This window comes from Candidatus Paceibacterota bacterium (assembly GCA_035404205.1).
GTDB lineage: Bacteria > Patescibacteriota > Minisyncoccia > UBA6257 > JAVHQB01 > JAVHQB01.
The window spans coordinates 1-7,980 of the sequence record DAONGQ010000015.1 but is presented as its reverse complement, the minus strand read 5'-3'; the positions used below and the strand labels follow the sequence as shown (position 1 = coordinate 7,980).

The 7,980-nt window shown below is 39.5% G+C and carries 6 protein-coding genes and 1 tRNA gene; 5 read left to right on the top strand and 2 right to left on the bottom strand.

The genetic code is table 11. The annotated features are described in order from the left end of the window. Positions 1–92 precede the first annotated feature (92 nt). Both PK547_02505 and PK547_02500 read right to left on the bottom strand, forming a co-directional pair. Positions 93–164 (bottom strand) — tRNA-Lys (locus PK547_02505). 229 nt (positions 165–393) lie between these two features. Further along, positions 394–1,338, bottom strand: coding sequence for a tyrosine-type recombinase/integrase (locus PK547_02500; GenBank protein HPR91580.1), 945 nt, complete (start codon positions 1,336–1,338; stop codon positions 394–396). A 177-nt stretch (positions 1,339–1,515) separates the two neighbouring features. Here PK547_02500 and rpsO point away from each other — a divergent pair, with 177 nt between their 5' ends. The 5 genes from rpsO to ftsH form a co-directional block, all read left to right on the top strand. Further along, a complete protein-coding gene (rpsO, locus tag PK547_02495) occupies positions 1,516–1,782 on the top strand; it encodes a 30S ribosomal protein S15 (GenBank protein HPR91579.1) in 267 nt (88 codons plus the stop codon). Positions 1,783–1,830: 48 nt separating this feature from the next. After that, the gene (locus tag PK547_02490) at positions 1,831–2,379 is read left to right on the top strand and encodes an NYN domain-containing protein (protein ID HPR91578.1); all 549 of its coding nucleotides are present in this window, start codon (positions 1,831–1,833) and stop codon (positions 2,377–2,379) included. A 99-nt stretch (positions 2,380–2,478) separates the two neighbouring features. After that, entirely contained in the window at positions 2,479–4,680 is a 2,202-nt protein-coding gene (locus PK547_02485) for a polyribonucleotide nucleotidyltransferase (protein ID HPR91577.1), read from the top strand. A gap of 125 nt (positions 4,681–4,805) precedes the next feature. After that, positions 4,806–6,014 carry a hypothetical protein gene (locus PK547_02480; protein ID HPR91576.1) on the top strand — a complete coding sequence of 403 codons (1,209 nt, stop codon included), beginning with the start codon at positions 4,806–4,808 and terminating at the stop codon, positions 6,012–6,014. Positions 6,015–6,118: 104 nt separating this feature from the next. Then, positions 6,119–7,980 (top strand): ATP-dependent zinc metalloprotease FtsH (gene ftsH / locus PK547_02475; protein HPR91575.1); only part of this gene is annotated, 1,862 nt, incomplete at its 3' end.

Genomic DNA, 7,980 nt, shown 5'->3' with positions numbered 1-7,980 from the left:
CGCCACACACATGTATTCTAAATTCTGAACAGTATCCAAAATAAAAATACCGAATTCAAAAAAAAGAACCATAGGGTTCTTTTTTTATTATGTCCGCCCAGGGGGATTCGAACCCTCAACCAACTGCTTAAGAGGCAGCTGCTCTACCATTGAGCTATGGGCGGGAAATAATATTAACTTTTGAATTAGAACTATCAATTGAGCTACTTAAGAGTTCGTTAGCAATCACTTTGCGAAAATGGATCTACCTCCGCCAGTTGGCGGAGAGCTATGGGCGGGAAACAATACTCGTTTAATTTATAACATTTAAAACCAAAAATCAATAATCTTTTAAGTCGAAATTGTTTTCGTACCCTACTGTGCAGACTTTATAAACACTATAAACCTTATAAACTATTTATCCTTCATTTTGCGCCCGTGGAAAGCTCTATAAGTCTCTTTCAGTTCTTTATCGGTCAAGTGGGTATAGATTTGGGTAGTAGTAATGGAAGAGTGCCCCAGCATCATTTGAACGGAACGTAAATCAGCGCCATTCTGAAGCAGGTCGGTGGCAAAAGCATGACGTAGGGTATGGGGCACTACATCCTTAGTAATACCAGCGCTCGCGGCATAATACTTGACCAGCCTTTCTATAGAGCGAGTGGTCAAAGCTTTCACGTTTGTCTTGCTCTGGTTAAAGCCAGTAGAGACAAAAAGATATTCCTCCAAATCTTGGCGCTTGGCTATATAATTAGCCAAAGCTATTTTGGCTCGGTTTGACAGAAAAACCACTCTAATTTTAGAGCCCTTGCCTTTCACAGAAAATTCGCCAGTTTTAAGGTTAATGGAATCTTTTTTGAGGCTAGCCAATTCGGAAACACGTAAACCCGTAGAGAATAAAGTTTCCAAAATAGCTTTATCACGGAGACCTTTAAGGGTATCGGTTCTAGGTTGGTCTAACAGACGCTCTAGTTCCTCGGAACTAATAAGATTAATTTCCCTCATAGGCATTCTAGGGAGTTCTACCTTATCGGCAGCCACTGTAGGTACGTCTCTTTTGGCTAAATATTTGAGCAGATTTCTTAAGGCTATTATATAGTAGGTCTGAGTATTTTTTTTGAGATTCTCTTCGGTTCCCTCCAAAACAACCCTATTCAACCACAACCGATACTGTCTCACCAAATCAAACGTAATATCCTGAACGACTAAATCACCGCTTTTTTTATGGACAGCGGCTGCGAGCCAATCAGTGAATCGCCGCAAGTAACGCTCGTAATTCTCGCGAGTTTTACGGCTTCTGTTTTTTTCTATCTCTAAGTAATCGAGATAATCATTAATGTAAGAAGAGAGAGCAGCCATAAATTAACAATGGTATTTTTAAAGACATATCCTTTAAAATTCCTTTCATAAGACACATTCAGTTTATACATTTTGCGACATTAAATCAATATAGAATACACCATTGTTGCTAAAAGGAGGAAAATATGTTACTCTAATGACGTTAAAATTAAGTCTATAAAGTAAAGAAAAAGAGATATGCTTAAACCCCAAAAGAAAGCTAAAGTTATTGATGAATTCAAAATTCATAAAACAGATACTGGTTCCACTAATGTTCAAATAGCGCTCCTGACTGAGTCTATCGACGAATTAACCAAACATCTAAAAACTCATACTCAGGATGTACACTCTCGCAGAGGTCTTTTAGGCATGGTTTCCAAAAGAAAGAGGCTAATGAATTATCTCAAGAAAACAGATGCCAAGAAATACGCTTCCTTGGTAAAGAAATTGGGATTGAACGCTTAGTTGGTTCCTTGCTCATGTTCTCTCTGCTTGTTACTTTAAAAAAAGTTAATGTTAATATCAAACAAATATCAAAGAGTTTTAGTCTTGATTGATGCTCAAAATTTGTATCATTCCGCTAAAAATCTTTATAAAGCTCGTATTAACTTTGCTAATCTTTTAAAAGAAATTGTCAGAGACAGACAATTAGTCAGGGCCATTGCTTATGTAGTCAAATCCGATGAGCCTGGTGAAAGTCTGTTTTTTGATGCCCTAACTAATGCGGGTATAGAAATGCGCATGAAAGATTTGCAAGTTTATCCAGACGGCACTAAAAAAGCTGATTGGGACGTAGGCTTAGCCGTAGACGCTATTCGCTATAGCTCTCTGATGGACGTCATCGTGCTGGCAACTGGCGATGGCGACTTTATTCCCTTAATAGAGTACCTGAGACAACAGGGAAGAAATATAGTGGTAGCTAATTTTGGCAGAACTACTTCTTCCAAGTTTAGAGAGTTGGCAGATGAATTCATTGATTTAGATAAAGCTCCTGGAAAATTTTTAATGTTTTCCAACAAAATGCGCCCATCCTTCAGGCTCAAAAGAGACAAAACGAAATAACTTCTTCTGTTAAACCTTATGTTCTTAGGATAATAATGATTTCCTTTAGAAGGGGGTCGCGTTGTAGGCAATAATAAAAACAAAATTGAATAAAAGTTTATGGAAAAAAGAAATTATACGACAGTCTCCGGAGATAAATCCGTTAGTATAGAAATAAACAATCTAGCTCAACAGGCTAATGGGTCGGTCTTGGCTAAAATGGGAGACACTACAGTGCTTGTCACTGCCACTGCTGGGCAAAACGATAGATTTGACATAGATTATTTCCCTTTAAGCGTAGACTATGAGGAAAAATTTTATGCTGCTGGGAAAATTTATGGTTCCCGTTTTGTAAGGAGGGAGGGACGCGCTTCTGAAAATGCTATTTTAGTCGGTCGTTTAATTGACCGCACATTACGACCTCTATTTAATAATCATCTGCGCCGCGAAATACAAGTTATTGTCACTTGTTTATCACTTGACGAAGATAATGACCCAGATATTTTAGGAATATTAGGCGCCTCAACCGCTCTTTCTTTATCAAATATTCCTTGGGGAGGGCCAGTGGCTGCTGTGCGCATTGGTTATACTGCCACCGGCGAATTTATCGTTAATCCCACCTTTTCCCAAAGAGAAGGATTAGTTCTGGATATGGTAGTCTCTGGAAATCGCAACAAAATTAACATGCTTGAGGGCGGAGCAAGAGAATGCAGCGAAGAAATAATTGGCCGCGCAATGGAGATAGCGCAAACAGAAATCAACAAATTAATTGATTTCCAAGAAACTATTATAGCTAAAGAAGCTAAGCCCAAAATGGTTATTCCTTTGGCTGAACTATCCCTAGAAAAAATTGCTATCATCAAAAACTTTCTGAATGGCAAACTTGAGCCAGCTATTTTTAATTACGATGGAAATAAGCGTTTAAATCACGAGCAGCTAAAAACTATAGAAGACAATCTTTATACTTATCTTATAGAAGAAGAAAAGTGGAGTAGTGATGATTTAAAATTAGTAGGCATATACATAGAAGAAGAAATCAATAATTTAGTTCACAAAAAAGCTATCGAAGAAGAAAAACGTCCCGATGGCAGAAAATTAACAGAGATCAGGCCCATAGAAATTGCTTTAGATATTCTCCCCCGCGCTCATGGTTCAGCCTTGTTCATGCGTGGCGAGACCCATGTTTTATCAGTGATTACTTTGGGCGCGCCTGGCGACGAGTTAACTATCCAGGGCATGGAAATTACTGGAACAAAAAAGTTTATCCATCATTATAATTTTCCACCCTATTGCTCTGGCGAAACTGGTCCTATGAGGGGGCCGGGAAGAAGAGAAATCGGCCATGGCGCTTTGGCAGAAAAGGGTGTTCTCCCCATGATACCGGCTACTGAAACTTTTCCTTATACGATTCGGGCTGTCTCGGAAGTTTTATCTTCCAATGGCTCCACCTCTATGGCCTCTACCTGCGCTACCAGCTTGGCCCTAATGGCTGCCGGTGTGCCTATAAAAGAATTAGTTGGCGGTGTTGCTTGCGGAATGATGTCAGACGCCACTGGAAAATATAAACTGTTAACAGATATTCAGGGGCCAGAAGATCATCACGGCGATATGGACTTTAAGGTTTCTGGCACACGCAACGGTGTTAACGCCATACAGATGGATGTCAAAGTTGATGGTGTAAGCGTCGCCATACTCAAAGAAGCCTTTGCTAATTCTTGCAGGGCTAGATTAGAAGTATTAGACAAGATGCACCAAGTCATTACTGAGCCGCGAAAAGAATTATCTCCTCTGGCTCCGAGAATTTATACCCTGCACATCAACCCTGAATTGATTGGCGGATTAATTGGGCCCGGCGGCAAAAACATTAACCAAATAATTAAAGAAACTGAAACCACCATTGACATAGAGGAAGATGGCACAATTTATATTACCGCTCTAGATAAGGCCGGCGCCGATAAAGCTATTCTTATGATTACCAATTCCACCAAAACCTATAATGAAGGTGATGTCGTTGAGGGCAAGGTTAGCCAAATAAAAGATTTCGGAGCGATTGTTGACTTAGATTCCAATCATGACGGGCTCCTGCATATTTCCGAGATGGCTCCTTGGCACGTCAATAATGTCACTGATGTTGTTAATCTAGGAGATGTTATTAAGGTAAGAATTAAGAAAGTAGAAAATGGCAAGCTCTCCCTTTCTATGAAGGAATTCAATACTATGCCAGAACCGGCTAACAATGGAACCGCGCCCTCTTCTTATTCTGCGCGACCGCGTAGAGATTTCGGCAGGACTGATAGGCGTCCACCGAGAAGAAATTACTAAATTAATTCTAAAAACAGCTCGTTATTATTATGGGCTGTTTTTTATTTTGACTTTTAATATTTATCAACTTATAATGTTATGATAGCAAGTAAAACTAGAAACAATTAATTTGTTTTTGTCTCAATATGGATAATAATACTTTTGGCGCGCAGTTTAATTCTAATTCGTCGCCAACGACGGACAATGATCAAAATAATCAGTTTGCCCCACCCCCGAATAATATTTTTATTCGCACCATGAATAGCGATATGGAAACTTTAAAAAATAATGGCGGGTCGCTTCCCTCGTTTGAATCCCCTAACGCTAGCTTTAATCAAACAGTATCATCAGTTCCTAATATGGTCCCGCCTACAGTAAATAATTCTACTGTTGATGAGCCACCCAACAATCCTTTTGCCAATCAAACTGCGGTGCCCCCGCCTATAACCCCGACTTTTAATAATCAAGTAGATGGCATACCGGCTGAAAATATTCCCACTCCGCCAAAGAAAAAGAAATTACCCGTTTGGCTGCTGGTGGTCTTGGGACTTATCATATTGGGAGGAGGAGGTTTTGCGGCCTATAAATTTATTTGGCCAAAGTTTGTTCAGCCTAAAACCCCAGTAGTATCTGTAAGCAATTTCAAGTGCGGTTGTGATTTAGAAAATCAACCTATCTGTACCGTAACCGGTACTGGCGCTAGCTGTTCTAACGCCGGCGATTGCACTTGCGCTCAAGTAACCACCACCACTGTCGTCACCTTGCCACCTACTCCTTTCATTGAAATCCCTAGTACAGCTGATGTGCCCATCGCTGTTTCTCCCCTACCCTTAGACTTTACTAATAAGAGTCTGGCAGCTACAGTTCTTTCTTTAATTAAGACTGAAGTAAATAAAGCCACTCCCGTGAATACCTTAAAACCTATTCGTATAGATTATAAAGGGCAGTTTCTGGGCGCCAAAGAAATACTCGCGGTCCTCTTTAAAAGCCTGCCGGCAGGATTCACTGATATCATTACCGATAAATATGCAGTCTATGTTTTCTATGGTGATATCCAACCCAGTTTAGGCGTAGTAATAGAAACTAATTCGCCCGATACCATGAAAACATTAATGGCAAACTGGGAAAAGAAAGGTATGCTAGACGGCGCAGCTAATATGTTTATCAAACCAGTAGTGAAACCCTCTACTATTGCTTTCAAAGATAGGGTATTGCCTATTGGAGGCACAGCTCGTTACATTACGTATAAAACTGCTAACACGGAGTTAAATTATATTATCTATAATAATTACCTTATCATTACCACCGCTAAGGGTAATCTAAACGCCATTGTAAGTAATCTGGCCAATCGCTAATAAGCCTCTAAAACCCCTGCTCTGCGGGGGTTTTAATGTGGTTGCTATTTTAAAGTTTTTCTACTATAGTAATCGTAGTTTAAGCTAAATAAAACATATACAGCATGGACAAAATTGATGTGCCCAAAATTAAAAACAGTCAAAAGTGGGCTAATTTTCTCAAACAAAGCAGCCAGATTCTTTTCCTTATTTTGGTTGTTATTTTTGTAATCAACAGCTTTACCGCTAAAAGTAAAAAGAATATTCTCACTATTTCTCAGCTAGCCCAAAAAATTAATAACAATGAGATCGCTAAAATTGATACTACCGCCACCGATATTATCGCCACAGCTGCAGACAAGAAAACTGTATTTTTCGTTTCTAAGGAACCGAACGTCTCTGTCGTAGAAACTCTCAAAAATTTTGGTGTTACTGAACAAGCTCTGCAATCAGTCGATATTAATGTTAATAATTCCAACTTCTGGGAAATAGTCTCCACTTTACTGCAAATTATTTTACCCTTGGGGCTAATGTTTTTCTTGTTTAGAAGCTTAACGAAGCAAACAGAAAAAGGGGCTATTCAGGCCTTTTCTTTCGGTAAAGCTAACATAAAGTTTTTTACTCCCGATAAAGACAGCATTACTTTTAAAGATGTCGCGGGAGTAAAGGAAGCCAAAGAAGAATTAGCTGAGGTAGTTGAATTCTTAAAAAACCCTAAAAAATTTCAAGATTTAGGCGCCAAAATTCCGCGAGGGGTATTAATGGTTGGCGCGCCCGGCTCTGGCAAAACTTTGTTAGCTCGAGCAGTGGCAGGCGAAGCCCAAGTACCCTTTTTCCACGTATCCGCCTCTGAATTCGTAGAGATGTTTGTCGGCGTAGGCGCCTCTCGCGTCAGGGACCTCTTCGCCTTGGCCAAAAAAATGTCTCCTTCTATTATCTTCATAGATGAAATTGATGCTGTGGGGAGAGAAAGGGGCTCTGGACTAGGCGGCGGACATGATGAAAGAGAACAAACTCTTAACCAAATATTAGTAGAAATGGATGGCTTTGACAGGTCAACTAATGTCATCGTGATTGCGGCTACTAATAGACCAGATGTTCTAGACCAGGCTCTTTTGCGTCCGGGAAGATTCGATAGAAGGGTAGTTTTGGATTTACCTAGCATTAATGATAGAGAGGAAATTTTAAAAATTCATTCCAAGGACAAAACCTTAGACAAAGATGTTAATCTCAGACAAGTGGCCGAAAGAACACCTGGTTTTTCGGGAGCCGAACTAGCTAATTTAATGAACGAGGCCGCAATTTTAGCCGCCAAAAGAAATCAAAAATCTATCGCGGAAACAGATATTCTGGAGTCTATCGAAAAAGTTATTTTAGGTCCCGAAAGAAGAAGCGCTGTTTTTACAGAAGAAGAGAAGAAAATTACCGCTTATCACGAAGCTGGACATGCTTTAGTAACGGCTTTTTATCCACAATTTGATACCGTAAGAAAAATCTCTATTATTAGCCGTGGCGAGGCTGCCGGTTATACCTTAAAAATGCCCAATGAAGATAAACATTTTAAAACAAAATCTGAATTTAAGGCTGAACTAATTACTTTATTAGGGGGTTATACGGCTGAAGAAATTATTTTTAAAGAAGTTTCTACTGGCGCTGCTAATGACCTTGAAGTGGCTACCACTTTAGCTAGAAATTTGGTAACTCGTTACGGTATGAGTGATAAATTAGGACCAGTATCTTTGGGTAAACCAGAAACTATGCTATTTTTAGGGAGAGACCTATCAACCGAGAAGGCTTATTCAGAAGCTACAGCCCAGATTATAGATAGCGAAACCAAAAAATTGGTAGATGAAGCTCATGCTCAGGCGACTAAATTGCTGAAGGATAATGTCACTACCCTAGATACTTTGGCCAAGGAATTGATTAAGAAAGAAACTTTGGAGAAAGAAGAGTTTGAAGAAATCGTAAAAAATATCTTGCCAAAAAA

Excerpts from the sequence above, each read along its gene's own strand:
- PK547_02500 (HPR91580.1), bottom strand. The coding sequence starts at position 1,338 with ATGGCTGCTCTCTCTTCTTACATTAATGATTATCTCGATTACTTAGAG.
- rpsO (HPR91579.1), top strand. The coding sequence starts at position 1,516 with ATGCTTAAACCCCAAAAGAAAGCTAAAGTTATTGATGAATTCAAAATT.
- PK547_02490 (HPR91578.1), top strand. The coding sequence starts at position 1,831 with ATGTTAATATCAAACAAATATCAAAGAGTTTTAGTCTTGATTGATGCT.
- PK547_02485 (HPR91577.1), top strand. The coding sequence starts at position 2,479 with ATGGAAAAAAGAAATTATACGACAGTCTCCGGAGATAAATCCGTTAGT.
- PK547_02480 (HPR91576.1), top strand. The coding sequence starts at position 4,806 with ATGGATAATAATACTTTTGGCGCGCAGTTTAATTCTAATTCGTCGCCA.